Source organism: Parabacteroides caecihominis (assembly GCF_023656785.1).
Classification (GTDB): Bacteria; Bacteroidota; Bacteroidia; order Bacteroidales; family Tannerellaceae; genus Parabacteroides; species Parabacteroides segnis.
In genome coordinates, this window is record NZ_JAMOKS010000049.1 from 1 (window position 1) to 15,806 (window position 15,806).

General features: G+C 45.8%; 13 protein-coding genes. 11 read left to right on the top strand and 2 right to left on the bottom strand.

Features of this window, described 5'->3' with window-relative positions; all coding sequences use genetic code 11:
* Positions 1–197 precede the first annotated feature (197 nt).
* The 11 genes from NBH14_RS25830 to NBH14_RS25880 all read left to right on the top strand — a co-directional run bounded on the left by NBH14_RS25830 (position 198) and on the right by NBH14_RS25880 (position 13,628).
* Positions 198–2,699, top strand: a complete 2,502-nt coding sequence (locus NBH14_RS25830; protein ID WP_250817869.1) for a carboxylesterase family protein — start codon at positions 198–200, stop codon at positions 2,697–2,699.
* Between the two features lie 628 nt (positions 2,700–3,327).
* A complete protein-coding gene (locus NBH14_RS25835; RefSeq protein ID WP_186961970.1) occupies positions 3,328–4,716 on the top strand; it encodes an energy transducer TonB in 1,389 nt (462 codons plus the stop codon).
* A gap of 19 nt (positions 4,717–4,735) precedes the next feature.
* On the top strand, positions 4,736–6,151 hold the full coding sequence (locus NBH14_RS25840; RefSeq protein WP_186961971.1) for an energy transducer TonB: 1,416 nt from the start codon (positions 4,736–4,738) through the stop codon (positions 6,149–6,151).
* A 117-nt stretch (positions 6,152–6,268) separates the two neighbouring features.
* Positions 6,269–7,630 carry an energy transducer TonB gene (locus tag NBH14_RS25845; protein ID WP_186961972.1) on the top strand — a complete coding sequence of 454 codons (1,362 nt, stop codon included), beginning with the start codon at positions 6,269–6,271 and terminating at the stop codon, positions 7,628–7,630.
* Between the two features lie 141 nt (positions 7,631–7,771).
* Positions 7,772–8,794 carry a sensor histidine kinase gene (locus NBH14_RS25850; RefSeq protein ID WP_128133726.1) on the top strand — a complete coding sequence of 341 codons (1,023 nt, stop codon included), beginning with the start codon at positions 7,772–7,774 and terminating at the stop codon, positions 8,792–8,794.
* 7 nt (positions 8,795–8,801) lie between these two features.
* A complete protein-coding gene (locus tag NBH14_RS25855; protein WP_128133727.1) occupies positions 8,802–9,554 on the top strand; it encodes a LytR/AlgR family response regulator transcription factor in 753 nt (250 codons plus the stop codon).
* A 112-nt stretch (positions 9,555–9,666) separates the two neighbouring features.
* Positions 9,667–11,187, top strand: coding sequence for a 4Fe-4S binding protein (locus tag NBH14_RS25860; protein WP_128133732.1), 1,521 nt, complete (start codon positions 9,667–9,669; stop codon positions 11,185–11,187).
* A 22-nt stretch (positions 11,188–11,209) separates the two neighbouring features.
* The gene (locus tag NBH14_RS25865; protein WP_186961973.1) at positions 11,210–12,589 is read left to right on the top strand and encodes an aldo/keto reductase; all 1,380 of its coding nucleotides are present in this window, start codon (positions 11,210–11,212) and stop codon (positions 12,587–12,589) included.
* A gap of 120 nt (positions 12,590–12,709) precedes the next feature.
* The gene (locus tag NBH14_RS25870; protein ID WP_186961974.1) at positions 12,710–12,934 is read left to right on the top strand and encodes a DUF3791 domain-containing protein; all 225 of its coding nucleotides are present in this window, start codon (positions 12,710–12,712) and stop codon (positions 12,932–12,934) included.
* Positions 12,931–13,410, top strand: coding sequence for a DUF3990 domain-containing protein (locus tag NBH14_RS25875; RefSeq protein ID WP_222622161.1), 480 nt, complete (start codon positions 12,931–12,933; stop codon positions 13,408–13,410). The genes NBH14_RS25870 and NBH14_RS25875 overlap by 4 nt, the downstream gene beginning before the upstream one ends.
* Positions 13,407–13,628, top strand: coding sequence for a hypothetical protein (locus NBH14_RS25880; protein WP_224265580.1), 222 nt, complete (start codon positions 13,407–13,409; stop codon positions 13,626–13,628). Before NBH14_RS25875 ends, NBH14_RS25880 begins: the two co-directional genes overlap by 4 nt.
* 156 nt (positions 13,629–13,784) lie before the next feature.
* Here NBH14_RS25880 and NBH14_RS25885 read toward each other — a convergent pair whose 3' ends face one another.
* Together NBH14_RS25885 and NBH14_RS25890 are read right to left on the bottom strand one after the other, a co-directional pair.
* On the bottom strand, positions 13,785–14,558 hold the full coding sequence (locus NBH14_RS25885; protein ID WP_128133729.1) for a prephenate dehydrogenase: 774 nt from the start codon (positions 14,556–14,558) through the stop codon (positions 13,785–13,787).
* A gap of 110 nt (positions 14,559–14,668) precedes the next feature.
* Positions 14,669–15,736, bottom strand: coding sequence for a chorismate mutase (locus tag NBH14_RS25890; protein WP_186961975.1), 1,068 nt, complete (start codon positions 15,734–15,736; stop codon positions 14,669–14,671).
* Positions 15,737–15,806 lie beyond the last annotated feature (70 nt).

A 15,806-nucleotide genomic window follows, 5' to 3' on the forward strand; every position in this document is an offset into this window, starting at 1 on the left:
GCCGAAGTTAATTTCTTTCTACTACTTAACAAAATTTCAAAGAACTTTTTCAAAGACTAGTTTTTACACAGTCTCTCAAGAGGGGAGTTAGGTACAACCGGTCAATAATCGGATAGTTCATATCTGATAAAAACTGAGTCAATTAATCCCCTAACAGATTGTTTTTATTATCCAAACAAATTACTAATTCAATACAGATGAAGAAAAGATGTATCATGACTGTTGCCAGCCTGTTCTTAGGATTGAGTCCGTTGGTGGCACAACAGACGACAGGTAATATCGTCGAGTATTTCGGAAAAGAAAGGGTTGAACGTGTGGACGAAGGTATCATACTTCATTCCTTCAAACAGGGATATTTTGTTCCGGTGACGGCTCCTTCCGGTTATTTGTTCACGACCTCCGACGGGCTGGGTTGGGAAATCGCGACCGGCAAATTCCGTGCGCCTTCTGCAAATGACCTGACGGCAACAAATTACGGACGGACCCGCGAAGCCGTGCAATGGACTCCTATTGAGGCCGACTCTACCGGTAAGTTCGCAAGCCGTGCTTTACGCCGTGCCTATGTCTTTACCGGATATAATGCGGATAAACCGCAGATTGCTTTGCTCGAATCAAGTGGAAACACACGTACTTTTATCAATGGCATGCCGCATGAAGGCGACCATTACGACTTTGCCTATACGCTGATTCCTTTCCGGATGCAGAAAGGGATGAATGAGTTTATATTCACTCCCGGTCGTTTCGGCAGAGTAGAAGCCAAGTTGATTATCCCTACCAAGCCGGTGATGCTGACAAAGAGGGATATGACCCTTCCCGACATTATCAACGGGGAAGGAGAGAAATGGGCCGCTATCCGTATCGTCAATGCACAGGAGAAAGCTCTTACCGGACTGAAGATACAATGTACGCTGGAAAACGGAGAGTCTGCGATCTTTACGACGGACGATGTCATGCCTATGATGGTCCGCAAAGTGAAATTCCGTATCCCCGGCGCTACCTCTTCAAAGAAAGGGGAAACGAAGGCGACTGTTATCTTGCAGGATAAATCCGGCAAAGAGATTGACCGCACGGAGATTTCCCTGCAACAGAAAGATGCTTCTTCCATCCACGAACGTACCTTTATCAGCGATGTGGACGGAAGCGTGCAGTATTACAGCGTGAATCCTTCTACTACACAGGGTGATAACCAGGCATTGTTCCTGTCCGTCCACGGTGCATCCGTGGAGGCCCGCAACCAGGCCCGTGCCTATGCACCGAAGGACTGGGGACATATCATTGCCCCGACCAACCGCCGCCCATTCGGCTTCAACTGGGAAGAGTGGGGACGTATCGACGCGATGGAAGTGCTTGCCGAAGCAGAAAAGGTTTTTAAGACAGACCCCGCCCATACTTATCTTACCGGGCATTCGATGGGAGGCCACGGAACCTGGTTCCTGGGTGTAACCTATCCCGACCGTTTTGCCGCTATCGCTCCTTGCGCCAGCTATCCGGATATTGCCAAATATTCAAGGCCGAATGCGGATGCAGCGAATGTCGGTGAGAAACATTTCCCGATGATTTGCCAGGCGGCCAATGCCGGACGTGTCCTCGATTTGAGAAAGAACTTCCTGCAATCGGGCATTTACATTCTTCACGGCGATTCGGACAATGTCGTTCCTATCGAACAGGTTCGCCGCATGCGTGAAATACTGGGTACTTTCCATCCCGACTTCTGTTATTATGAATATCCGGGCGGTTCCCATTGGTATAGCAATGAAAGCGTTGACTGGAAACCAATCTTCGATTACTTCCGTTGGCACAGTGTACCGTCTGCCGACAAAGTGAAACAGTTGGAGTTCCATACCGCTTCCCCGGCTATCTCTGCCAAAGATTATTGGGTGACCATCAACCAGCAGGATACGGCTTATGACTTCTCTTCCGTCTCCTTCAAACAGACGGACAACGGTATTTCGGGCACGACGTCCAATGTGGCAGCGCTTACATTCGATTTTCCGGCTCTGAAACTTCCGGCAGAAGCCAGCATCACTATCGATAACGAAACAATTCCGGTAGACGGAACCCGGCCGGCTGTGCTGAAGAAGGTTTCCGGCAAATGGTCATTGGTGGAAGAGATTCCGGTAACGGAGAAATATCCTTCCCGTTACGGCGGCTTCAAGCAGGCATTCGATAATCGTGTTGTATTTGTATATGCTACCGGAGGAAATAAGGAAGAAAATACCTGGTATCAGAACAAGGCCCGCTTTGATGCGGAGACTTTTCTGTACAGGGGCAATGGCTCTATCGACGTGATTGCCGACAAAGATTTCATCCCTTCCGCCTATGCAGACCGGAATGTGGTGCTTTACGGAAATGCCAGTAACAACAAAGCCTGGAACAAGCTCCTGAAGAACGCCCCCATACAAGTTTTGAAGGGAGAAATTCGCATGGGAGACAAGGTGCTTAAAGGCAACGACCTGGGAACTTATTTCGTCTACCCGCGTCCCGACAGTCCAACGGCCAGTGTCGGCGTAGTGGCCGGAACAGGCATCGAAGGCATGAAAGCGACTTATCCGAACGACTATATTTCCGGCATTACCGGTTTTCCCGATTTGCTGATATTCAATGTCGATATATTGAAAGAAGGTATTCATGGCATCCGCGTATCCGGTTTCTTCGGTAACGACTGGAGTGTGGAAAACGGTTGTTTTATAACGGAATAAAGAGGATGGCGTTTTAGAATATGAGTTAAATAGACGCGGATAACGCAGATAAAAAAAATGGGTGCCCCAACTGTTTTCACTGGCTGCGGCAGCTGTTTCCGGTGGCTGCTGCAATCAAATAAAATAGCTGCGGCAGCCAATCTATTCGGGGGCAGATGGGGGCGACAAAAAGAGGTTTTTGAAAACTTTATAATAAGACGTTCCTTGTTCCTTCTACGAACTGATCGTAGAAGGAACAAGGAACACACTATACAGAAGTTTCCCAAAAAGCCTTTTTGTCGCCCCCATCCGCCCCCGATTCTTAGAACAGGAGTGTAGAATCAAGAGGGGTTACTTCGTTATTGCCCTATCTGTCAGGATGTTCACCTCCCTTTTGTAGATTATATCCAAATCCCTTATGGCGGCCTTCTACCTGGTCGTTCATCAGTCCAATGACGGCAAAAAGAGGCTTTCCATGTCTCTTTTGTTACTCAAAAACGGCGACTTTTAACACTTTTTCCAGTTGATTTATGCTCGTTGTGGTCACGGAATAGCGTGTTTGTTCCGCTATTTGGACATGATTTTGCCGGAGATAAGCATTATCCTTTCTTTAATTCCGTATATTTGGAAACAAATTAAAAAGAGCGGTATGGAGAATTACTATCTTTCACTAGTATGTCTCAGTTGCTTGTGGCTTGTTTCTTCCTGCAATCTCTCCACTTCCCGCAAGCAGACGGATTTAATGCCGACAGACAGTGTCGGTAAGCTATCAGGCCGGGATGAAGTACCGATGCAGTTATTGGAAAAGCTGGCGGAACTTTATGGGGATGAACTTCCGGGATTTACCGGCTTTTCAGTCACCAATAAGAACTGTCCTGATTTTATTTGCGGTGTATATGTGAACGATTCCAATAGACTGGTGGTCCAGGTTAAAGGCGATTCAGCTATGGCACGCAAACGGTTGGAAGATGTGTTGGATTCGAAAGACTTTCTTATTGAAACCGATGCCATATATACCCAGAAGGAACTGATAGCACTCAAAGAACAACTGCTCGATAGACAAATAACACTGGGCGATTTACCTCTTTTCAGGAATGTGTCTTATACTAAAATAAGAACGCATGATATTGAAATATGCTTGATTGTCAATACTCCGGAGGAGCAAAAAAAGTTTCGTGAGCAGGTCATGGACTCTCCGGCTTTCTGTTTTACCGGACCGGAAATTCCCGATGGAAATACAGTAGTGGGAGTGAGTGATACGATGGGAATTGTTCTTTGTCCGGAGTATCCCGTCTATTCAACGGCAACAAAAGACATCCGGTTTATCTTGTATAATAGTAGCAGGCATATGGTTCATTGTGACGGATATTATTTTATTACCAGTGAGGATGAAGAAGGCATATGGCATCAATTATCCGGGAATCATTATGCTTTTTTAGATGTTGCTAACGGGGTAGGGAGTAGTGAATATACAGAGTTTTCTGCCGGTCTCAACCTGGATATGCACAAGAAACATGCAGGACGTTACCGTTTTTTCTTTCATATATTTCCCGGAGATGTGGGGTTTGCAACCAAAATACTGATGATGGCTGAATTTCGCCTTTCGGAGGATAAGGAGGAACTAAATCAAATAACTAAAAATCCTATGCCCGAAAGTTTCCTGGGTGGTTTGTCTGAACAGGAATTTCGCAAACAGGAAAAACATATGCTGGAAACAACCGTGTTCACAGTCGTAGAACAGATGCCCGAGTTTTCAGAAGGGGGACAAAAAGCCCTGTTAGCTTTTATAGCAGATAACATTCCGGAAAATATACCCGGGGAGGGACGCGCAACAGTTTCATTTACTGTAGAGAAGGATGGCTCGTTGAACGATATTCGGGTTATCCGTTCTTCTTCGTATAAAGAACTTGATGACGAAGCAATCCGCATCATCCGGAAAATGCCGAAATGGATACCTGGTAAATACCGTGGAAAGGCTGTCAGAGTGAAATACACCATTCCGGTCACTTTCCGTAAGAAGCAGGTGAGTAATGGATAATCAATAAATCAGATGAGGTATGGAAAATCGACTTCTTTTATCAGTATGTATCGGTGGTCTGTTGTTTGCTTTCTCCTGCAACATCTCCACCTCTCGTAAATTGGCGGACACGATGCCGGAAGACAGTATTTGTGAGACTTCGGCTCACAATATGTCAGACCGGGAAGTCCCTGCCCAGGAAGTTCCGATGCGGCTATTGGATAAGCTGAGTGAACTCTATGGCGATAACCCTCCCGGTGTTATCGGCTTTTCGGTCGAGAGCAAGAATTGCCCCGACTTTATCGGCGGCGTCTATATTAATGATCGGGATACGTTGGTTATCCAAATCAGAGGTGACTCTGCCACTGTCCGTAAACAACTGGAAGAGATATTGGGGGCGAAGGAGTTCATTGTCGAACCAGGTTTGACCTATACTCAAAAAGAACTTTTAGCAATTAACGAAAAGCTGACTGAACGATGGCGGCAACTCGAAAGAACTTCTGTGATGCGTAATGTGAAAAGTACCGGGGTTGGAACACATGCTATCGAGGTATGCCTGATTGTCAATACTCCTGAGAAGCAAAAAGAATTTCGTGAGAAAGTGATGGATTCCCCGGCTTTCCGTTTTACCGGTCCTGAGGTGCCCCCTGTAAATACCACAGTAGGAGTGAACGATATAAAAGGCGTTGCTCTTCGTCCTGAATACACTGTTTATTCAACGGAAACCAAGCAGGTAAAATTTATCTTATACAATCATAGCGGAGGTCCTGTTTGTTGCGGTGCACATTATTATATCACCTATGAAGACGATAAAGATGTCTGGCGCGAACTGCCTATCAATGATTTTGCAGTCGATATCCTTTATGGGGTAGAGAATGGAGATAGTTGGGAGTTTTCTGCTTCCCTTTATCCCGATGTGTATCCGAACCATACCGGACGTTACCGCTTTTTCTATGAGGTTACCGTCGGTGATATGCACGTTGGTGACAAACTGTTGATGATGGCAGATTTTCGCCTGTCGGATAGCAAACAGGAACTGGCACAGGCTACCAAAACTCCTGTTCCCGAAACGGTTCTGGGCGGTTTATCTGAACAGGAATATCGCGAAAAGGAGGAATATTTATTCGCAACGCGGGTATTCGATGTCGTAGAACAAATGCCCGAATTTCCGGATGGCGGTCATTCCGGTCTTTTAAAATTCATTAAGGATAATATCTCGAAGAACATAACAAAAGAAGGACGTGTGGCTGTTTCGTTTGTCGTGGAAAGAAACGGTTCGTTAAGTGATATTCAGGTCATTCGTTCTTCTTCGTATAAAGAACTCGATGACGAAGCAATCCGTATCGTCCGGAAAATGCCGAAATGGATACCCGGCCAGCAACGCGGTAAACCGGTAAAAGTAAAATTTACCGTTCCGGTAGATTTTCATAAAGAAGAAAATAACCGACAAGAATGAGATGGAAGGCAGGGGATTTTCTGTATCTTTTAAAAAATAAGTGAAGAGAGCGCCTTCTCTCATCTTTTTATTCTGTATATTTGGAAACCGTATAATATCTAATTGGAGGGCCTGTTTATGCGAATTATAGGATTTCTATTCGTGTACCTGTTTTCGTTGGCCGATTTGGGTGCACAGGTAAAAGACCGGTATCTTGAACTCACTCATGATACTCTTTCTGCCGAAATGGTTGGTACTAACTTCCTGCGTACGACATTTTCTTCCGCTCCGCAGGCTTTCTTTATGAATAAGGATTGCATGGATGATTGTAAAGCCTGGGAAATAGAGCAGTTGGACGATATCTATCGGTTCAAAGCGATTGAGGGCCATCATCTTTTTCATTATTCTACAGACAGATTATCTGCTAAAACGATGGAAGCACCGGCTGACCGGGAGTTGTACGACCTGCTTTCGAATCTGTTCCGTCGTGCCCTCCTGCTGGCAGAAGATGCAGACGGATATAGCCTCGGACTGGATGGGTATACCTGTTATTTCGCTTCGACGGATACTTGTGGAAAAGTGAGTGTCGCTTTAAAATGGGCACCTGAGGCCGGTTCTTTGTGCCGCGAATTGACCGACCTGGGAGATTCCGTTTACAGCCGGATTGTCAGGAATGAGACTGATTGGGCTTTGACGAAGCAGGCAGCTGCCACCCTTTTGGAGAAGTTGGAAAAAGAACCTGTCGATACAGTCCGTAATCCGGTTTATCGTGGCATCTGGCAGCTGGGATTACAACAGAAGAATCCGGTGGAGTTAAGTGAGGAGCCTCAATTTCCCGGTTTTGCAGATCTTGAAAAGTATTTTTATGATAAGATGGAGTATCCTGTAGATATGTTAAAAGCAAATAGGAGAGGTTACGCCGTTTGCCAGTTTACGATAGACACAATGGGAATGGCAAAAGATGCTTTCACGCTGGACAGTAGTGAGCCGGCCTGTGAAAAAGAGGTAAAGCGTCTGATAAATACAATGTCGCATTGGCTTCCGGCCTATGATAAAGCCGGTAAACGGGTGGAATGTATGTACGCTGTTTATGTCTCGTTCCGTCCGCAACGTTATTATACCCGGCAGAAAATACGCGAAGCATGGGATAAACAGATGGAGGAAAATCAAATATTTGTCGATTATGAATCGATGCCGGAGTTTCCCGGCGGTAGTGCTGCCTGTTTAGAGTTTATCAGGAAACATCTACAATATCCTTCTTCGTATATCGGTTCGAATAAGAATGTGAGGGTTACTTGTACATTTACTATAAATACGTATGGAGAGTTGGAGGATATTGAAGTTGTTCGTGGTAGTAATATTCCTGAATTTGATGAAGAGGCTTTGCGGGTACTTCGGCTTATGCCACGTTGGAAACCGGCTGTCGGTTACTATCAGCAACCTTGTTTTATGAAATGTCGATATACTGTTCCTGTTATATTTACAGACCCGGGGAAATAAGAATCGTTAGTCAAAACGCCTCTTCCGGTATTCTGACAGTGATTTTCTTTTCGTCTTCACGCTGCTTTTTTTCGTTTTCCTACCTGGGGATTGTGAAGTGCCGATTATTTTGTTTTTCTTTGTTACAGGAAATAAGATGCTATGGATTCGTTTGATACCTATATTGCCCGGAGACTTCCGCTGGTCAGCTTGATTAGTACGGTTTTTATCATATACCCAAACATCGCCTGTATCCCCTGGGAGTTGAAATATATGGAAGGGACTGGCGTTACCGGTCTTCTTTCCTTCTTTGTGTATCGCTTCCTTTTCTTCTGGGGATTAATCAGTTTGCTGATACGCTATAATCTGAAGAAGATGCCGGCTACCCTGTTCAAGCAACGGCTGATGCGTAACTTCCTGTTTTCTTTTATCGCTTATCTGGTTTATGCCTCCATATCATACGGGGTTTCTTCTTTGGGCATTCATACGGATGCTTTAGGCAGTATTCTGATATTCCAGTTCTTCGTGACATGCTTTCTCTGTACGTTTATCGGATATATTTCCATGTTGTATTCCCGGCAGCGGGAGAAGGAGTCGGAGATAGAGCGTTTGCGTTTTGAAAATCTGCAAAGCCGCTGCGATGCACTGGCCAACCAGATTAATCCGCATTTCTTTTTTAATTCGCTGAACGGCATCTCTTCATTGATTCGTAAAAAGGATGACGAAAAGACGCTGATGTATGTCCATCAGTTATCCGATATCTTCCGCTATATCCTTCAGAGTGACCGGAAAGGGCTGGTTTCATTGCGGGAAGAGTTGGAGTTTATGCTGTCTTTCCAGTATGTCATGGAAGTACGTTTTGCGAATAAACTGACCTTTTCAGTCCGGGTGGAAGAAGAACGGAAAGATTTGTTGATGCTGCCCGTTCTGTCTTTACTACCTTTGGTGGATAACGTGGTTGTCCATAACAGGATAGACAGCGAACATAAAATGGAAATCTCAATCGTACTGAACGAACAGGACGAACTGGTCGTATCGAACCCGGTCTATCCGAAGCTGTCCGCTCCCGATACCAACGGAACAGGACTTGCGAACCTGGAGAGCCGTTTTACTTTGTTAATGAATAAGCAGATACGGATAGAATTGACAGAAGAAACTTTCCGCGTCTGTCTCCCTTTAAAATGATACTTGTATGAACGTGTTGATTGTAGAAGACGAAACAGCAGCTTACGAAAACCTGGTGGATATATTGATGGAGGTTGCCCCGGATATACAGATTGCCGGGAATACCGAAAGTGTCACCCAGACTGTCCACTGGCTTCAGTCGAACCCGGCTCCGGAGTTGATATTTATGGATATACACCTGTCCGACGGTTCGGCCTTCAATATCTTTGATAAAATAGAATTGGAGACGCCTATCGTTTTCACGACGGCCTACGACCGTTATGCGATAGAAGCCTTTAAAGTGAATAGCATCGACTATCTGCTGAAACCGATTAAAGTCGAAGATATCAGGCATGCTTTGGATAAATACGGCAAACTGAACCGGCAGGACATTCTCCAATACCTGTCACAGCTAACCCGGCTGGCCCCTGCCCCTAAATACAAGGATAAACTGCTGGTCCCTTATAAGGATAAGCTCTTGCCGGTCAACCTGAAGGATGTTTCCTGCTTTTACACATCCGGCAAAAACACCTTCATCTATCTGAAAGACGGAGCCAGTTACCCGTATTCCCGGACATTGGAACAGATAATGCCGTCCCTTAATCCGGCTGATTTTACCCGGGCGAACAAACAGTTCATCATAAACAGGGACAGTATATCCAACATCACTATCTGGTTCGACAGCCGTCTGCTGGTGACGCTCGATGTGGAGGTTCCCGAACGTATCTATGTCAGCAAGAATAAAGCATCCGAGTTTAAAGCGTGGCTGGTAAACGATTGACCGGCATTTCGCGATTATTCCCTTTTTTTTCGTTTTGACGAAACGGCTGTATCTTTTACATTAAAAATCCGGCATATTTGTACCGGATTATTAATCAATAATAGGATACATGATGTTACGAAAAATCAGACTGATAGCGGCTACCTTATGTTTCGTGCTTATCACTCTACTGTTCCTCGACTTTACAGGAACGTTGCACGGATGGTTCGGGTGGCTGGCTAAAATCCAGTTCTTACCCGCCGTGTTAGCATTGAATGTGGGGGTTGTGTTATTTTTAGTCTTTCTGACGCTGGCTTTCGGACGTGTTTACTGCTCGGTGATTTGTCCGTTGGGCGTTTTTCAGGATGTTATTGCGCGGATTGGCAGGAGAGGGAAGAAGTTGCCTTATTCTTATTCGCCGGCGTTGTCCTGGTTGCGTTACGGAGTATTGTTCGTTTTTGTGCTGGCGTTGGTTGCGGGGGTAGGCTCTCTGGTTGCTTTGCTGGCTCCTTACAGTGCGTATGGGCGTATCGCTAATAATTTGTTTCAGCCGCTTTGGATGTGGGGGAATAATTTATTTGCTTATCTGGCGGCACGGGTGGAGAGTTATGCTTTTTATGAGGTGGATGTATGGATGAAGAGTCTGCCGACGTTTTTGGTGGCTTTGGCTACGCTGGTGGTTCTTGTCATATTGGTCTGGCGTAACGGGCGTACTTACTGCAATACGATTTGTCCGGTTGGCACGGTGTTGGGGTTTATTTCCCGTTATTCTTTGTATCGTGTCACGATAGATACGGATAAATGTAACAGTTGCGGCCTTTGTGCCCGCCAGTGTAAAGCTGCCTGCATCGACAGCAAGGAACATAAAATCGACGGCAGCCGTTGCGTAGCCTGTATGAATTGCCTGGACGCCTGTCGTAAGAATGCGCTAACCTACGCACCGGTATGGAAAACGAAGAAACAGGCAACCGGCACGGAGAAACCTGAACCGGAAGATAAAACGAACCTTTCCCGTCGGCGGGCCTTGTCGGCAACAGCCCTGGTTGTGATGGGCAGTGCCCTGAAAGCCCAGGAGAAAAAGGGGGAAGAGGTTATCATGAAGAGAGACGGGGGACTGGCACCTATCAAAGAACGGAAAGAACAGGAAAAACTGACGGCGATTGTGCCTCCCGGAGCATTGAGCATACGGAATATGAGGCAGCATTGCACGGCCTGCCAGCTTTGTATCTCTGTTTGCCCGAATCATGTCCTGCGTCTTTCCGGCGATTTGATGACATTGATGCAGCCGGAGATGTCTTATGAGCGGGGCTATTGCCGTCCCGAATGTACAAAGTGTTCCGAAGTCTGTCCGGCAGGAGCCATCAAGCCGATAACGAAAGCTGATAAATCATCTGTCCAGATAGGGCATGCCGTATGGGTGAAAGCGAATTGTATCCCGCTGACCGACAGTGTTGAATGCGGTAACTGTTCCCGGCATTGTCCGACGAATGCGATAGAAATGGTTGTATCTGATGCGGATAATCCGAAATCCCTGAAGATACCGGTCATTAATACCGAACGTTGCATCGGTTGCGGTGCCTGTGAACATCTCTGCCCGTCGCGCCCGTTTACGGCCATCTATGTGGAAGGGCATGAAAGACATCGAGTTATTTAATCCGTTTTTAAAGAATAGACCTATGAAGAATCAACATATCAATCGCCGCGATTTTCTGAATATCGTAGGCATCACGGCGGCAACTACTACGGCGGCACTCTATGGCTGTGCCCCGAAAGACCAGGGAGGTTCCGGAAGCAAATCCTCTTCGCCTGTCCCGACCGACCAGATGGCTTACCGCACATTCCCCGGACTGGGGGATAAAGTGTCCCTGCTGGGTTACGGTTGTATGCGCTGGCCGACTATCCCTTCACCCGACGGGAAAGGCGACTTGATTGACCAGGATGCCGTCAACGAACTGGTGGATTATGCCATCGCCCATGGGGTGAACTATTTCGATACGTCGCCCGTTTATGTGCAGGGCTGGTCGGAAAAGGCTACGGGAATTGCCCTTAGCCGGCATCCCCGGGACTCGTATTATCTGGCTACCAAATTGTCGAATTTCTCGAACTATACGCGTGAAAACTCGATGGCGATGTACCGCCGTTCATTCAGCGAGTTGCAAACCGATTATCTGGATTATTATCTGCTCCACTCCATCGGTGGTGGCCAGGGAATGAAGACATTCAACGACCGCTATGTCGATAACGGAATGTTGGATTTCCTTATGAAAGAGCGGGAAGCGGGGCGTATCCGCCATCTGGGTTGGTCGTTTCACGGAACGTCGGACGTTTTCGATGAGGTGCTGGCTATGCACGATACCGTTCATTGGGATTTCGTGCAGATACAGTTGAACTATGTCGACTGGCGGCATGCGACAGGTAGGAATGTGAATGCCGAATATCTTTATCAGGAGTTGGAAAAGCGGAATGTACCGGCTATAATCATGGAGCCGTTGTTGGGCGGCCGTTTGTCGAATGTGCCCCAGCATATCGTTACCCGGTTGAAACAACGCCGCCCCGAAGATAGCGTTGCCTCATGGGCTTTCCGTTTTGCCGGTTCGCCCGAACTGGTGCTGACGGCTTTGAGCGGTATGACGTATATGGAGCATTTGCAGGATAATATCCGCACGTATTCCCCGCTTATTCCGCTGACAGATGAGGACAAGGATTTTCTGGAAGAGACTGCGCAACTGATGATTAAATATCCGACAATCCCCTGCAATGATTGCAAATATTGTATGCCGTGCCCGTATGCGATAGATATTCCGGCCGTGCTTCTTCATTATAACAAATGTGTGAATGAAGGAAATGTTCCGAAAAGCCGAACGGATGAAAACTACCGCGAAGCCCGTCGTGCCTTTCTGGTCGGCTACGACCGCAGCGTCCCGAAACTGCGCCAGGCAGACCATTGTGTCGGTTGCGACCAGTGCAACGAGCATTGCCCGCAAGCCATCGACATACCAAAAGAGTTACGCCGCATCGACCAGTTTGTGGAACAGTTGAAACAGGAGACGTTGTAAGGAGGTTTTAGGTTTGTCCTAATCTACGATAGGCTATAAAAAATTAAGAGGAAGGATGATACGAAGGTGTATAGTTTTTTTATTATCTTTGTTTTCAGTAGAACTATTTATTAGACAGAGATGAACAAACAACAGCGAAATCGTGTAACTTACATTATCTATTGTATCAATGCTTTTGCCGAACGTTATAAGTTGAGTGCAAAACAAGCTTTTGCCTATCTGCAACGATTCAAAGGACTTGTTTTTTTGGATGAATGTTATGAAGCCGAGCACCAGCTTTCGCTTAGCGATACCGTTGATGATCTCTCTGTTATCTGTAAACGAAACGGAGGAGCATTAGGATGATTACACTTTATCACGGATCGAATATCGTGATCGAATCTGTTGATTTGGAACGATGTAGTCCGAATAAAGATTTCGGACAAGGTTTCTATTTGACCGATATAGAGGAACAGGCCAGACAAATGGCTATTCGCCGGGTTCGTATTGCTGGTGAAGGGGTGCCGGAAGTGACAGCGTATGCCTTTGATGAATCGTTACTTTATACAACAGAGTTAGGCGTGAAGATATTTGATATACCGTGTGAGGAGTGGGCTTTATTTGTTATGGCTAACCGTGAAGCAGGACGTACTAATTATCATCATGATTATGATATTGTTGTCGGTCCTGTTGCTGATGATGGTGTAGCTTTCCAATTAGAGCGTTACGCGCGGCAGATGATTTCGATGGAAACGTTGGTAAATGAACTGACATTCCGTAAACTGAACCGGCAATATTTTTTCGGAACTGAACGAGCAATATCTAAATTACAGAAATTATGAATAATGAAGTCCGCTTTTTGATAGATGCACTTATAGAACGATTGGTATTGTTAGTGATGGATGATTTTAAACTTTCGTTGCTGGATGCTTTGAGTCTGGTATATAATTCTCAGCTTTATGAGAAGATAACTGATCTAGAAACAGGGCTGTATTATCAAAGTGCTTTATATAATTATGAGTTGCTTCGCAAAGAAATAACACTTGGAAAGATAGCATAATTTTGTAACAGTCTTTGCTAAGGTTTCTTTTCCAATACTATTGTTATTAACCAATTTCCCTTCCAATACGGTTTTATAGGTAGGGGAATTGGTTAAATAATATACTTTACTGATTATAGTTCTCCTCCAAAACCTTTTTTCTAGGAGGAGAACTTCTTATTCAATATTCTTACGAATCTTAGTCAGATACCCCTTCATCGCTTCGGAGTCTTTGTCTTTGATGATATCTTGCAGGATATTCAATTCCTCCTGTATCCGTGAAATCTGTTTCGGAGTGCGCGGATTGAAGAGAATTTCTGTCAATAGATAATCATCTTCAGACAGCAAGCCGCGTGCAATTTTCATGTGACGTTTGAAGGTCGTACCCGGAGCATCCTGATGCTTCATGATGGCTGCAAAAACCATTGTTGAGGCGAACGGAATACCTAAAGAGTAGGCAACAACCTTGTCATGTTCCTCAAATGTATATTCGCGGATATTCAGGCGCAGGCTTGAATAGATATCCTTGAAGAAAATCTTACCCAGGTGGTCACCTTCGGAAATGATAATCGTGTTTTCTTTTTCCAGATTCCCCAGGTTGGCGAAAGTCGGACCGAACATCGGGTGGGTCGATACATACGGAAAGCCACAGGTATCATAAAATTCTTTCAGATAAGTCTTTACCGATGCGATATCCGAAATAATACAATACGGTTGCAAGTAGGGAAGAACAGCCTTGAAAGCATCTATCGTGTGATTCAGCGTCACGCAGTTGATAACCAGTTCGGGAGCGAATTCCGCTACCTCTTCCGGCTTCTGCATCCGGATTGCATTGTAAATAAAGCGCATGCGTTTCGGATCATTTTCCAGAACAGCCACTTCGTGGTCGAAACTCAGCAGGTCGGTGAAGAAAGAACCCATCTTTCCGGCACCTAATATTAATATCTTCATTATAAATAATTGTTTAATGTGCTAATATGCCAATGTGCCAATAAGTCTATAACTTAAAGGAATATTGTTTTTTTATTGGCACATTGGCAAATTGACACATTGGCATATTATTACTCATTCATGATGATCATCTGTTGACGGACAGACTCTTCATGTATCTCTTTCAATATTTCCTTTACAAAGTCCGTGTTTAGGTCCATCGTCTGTCCCATATCCGAACGTTTTTCCAGGATTTCGCTGTAACGCGGTGACTGGAGAATGGGCATGTTATGTTCTTTTTTATACACACCGATTTCGCGGGAGATACGCATACGTTTAGCCAGCAGTTCAAGCAGTTGTTCGTCGATACCGTCGATCTGGCGGCGCAGTTCTGCCAGGTTTTCTGTTGTCTGTGTCTCGTTACGGATAACCAGCAGGTTGACAACATAATCCAGTACATCCGGAGTGATCTGCTGGGAAGCGTCGCTCCATGCGCAATCCGGACACGGATGCGATTCGATCATCAGGCCATCGAAGCTCAGGTCCATTGCCTGCTGAGACAGCGGAGCGATCAGTTCGCGCTTGCCACCGATATGGCTGGGGTCGCAGAAGATCGGCAGGTTCGGCATACGGCGGCGAAGTTCGATAGGTATATGCCACAACGGCAGGTTACGGTACATTTTCTTATCGTATGAACTGAATCCGCGGTGGATAGCACCCAGACGGCGAAGTCCTGCACCATACAGGCGTTCGAAAGCACCAATCCATAATTCCAGGTCCGGGTTGACCGGGTTCTTGATCAGAACAGGTATATCTACACCTTTCAAAGCATCTGCGATTTCCTGTACGGCGAACGGGTTAACGGTGGTACGTGCACCGATCCACAGGATATCTATTCCGGCTTTCAACGCTTCGAATACATGGTCTTTTGTGGCTACTTCGGTAGCTACATACATACCTGTTTCTTTCTTTACACGTTTCAACCACTGCAAGCCTTCGGCTCCGATACCTTCGAATCCTCCCGGTTTAGTACGGGGTTTCCAGATTCCGGCACGGAATATTTTAACGCCTTTTGATGCCAGCTGATGGGCTGCGCCCATTACTTGTTCTTCTGTTTCGGCACTGCACGGGCCCGAGATGATGATGGGGCGCTGTGGGTCTACACCGGGTAATAAGATTGATTCTAATTCCATTTCCATGATAAATAATGTGTTAATTTGCCAATTTGCCAATTTGCCAATCAGAGTATCTCCATTGGCATATAGGCAC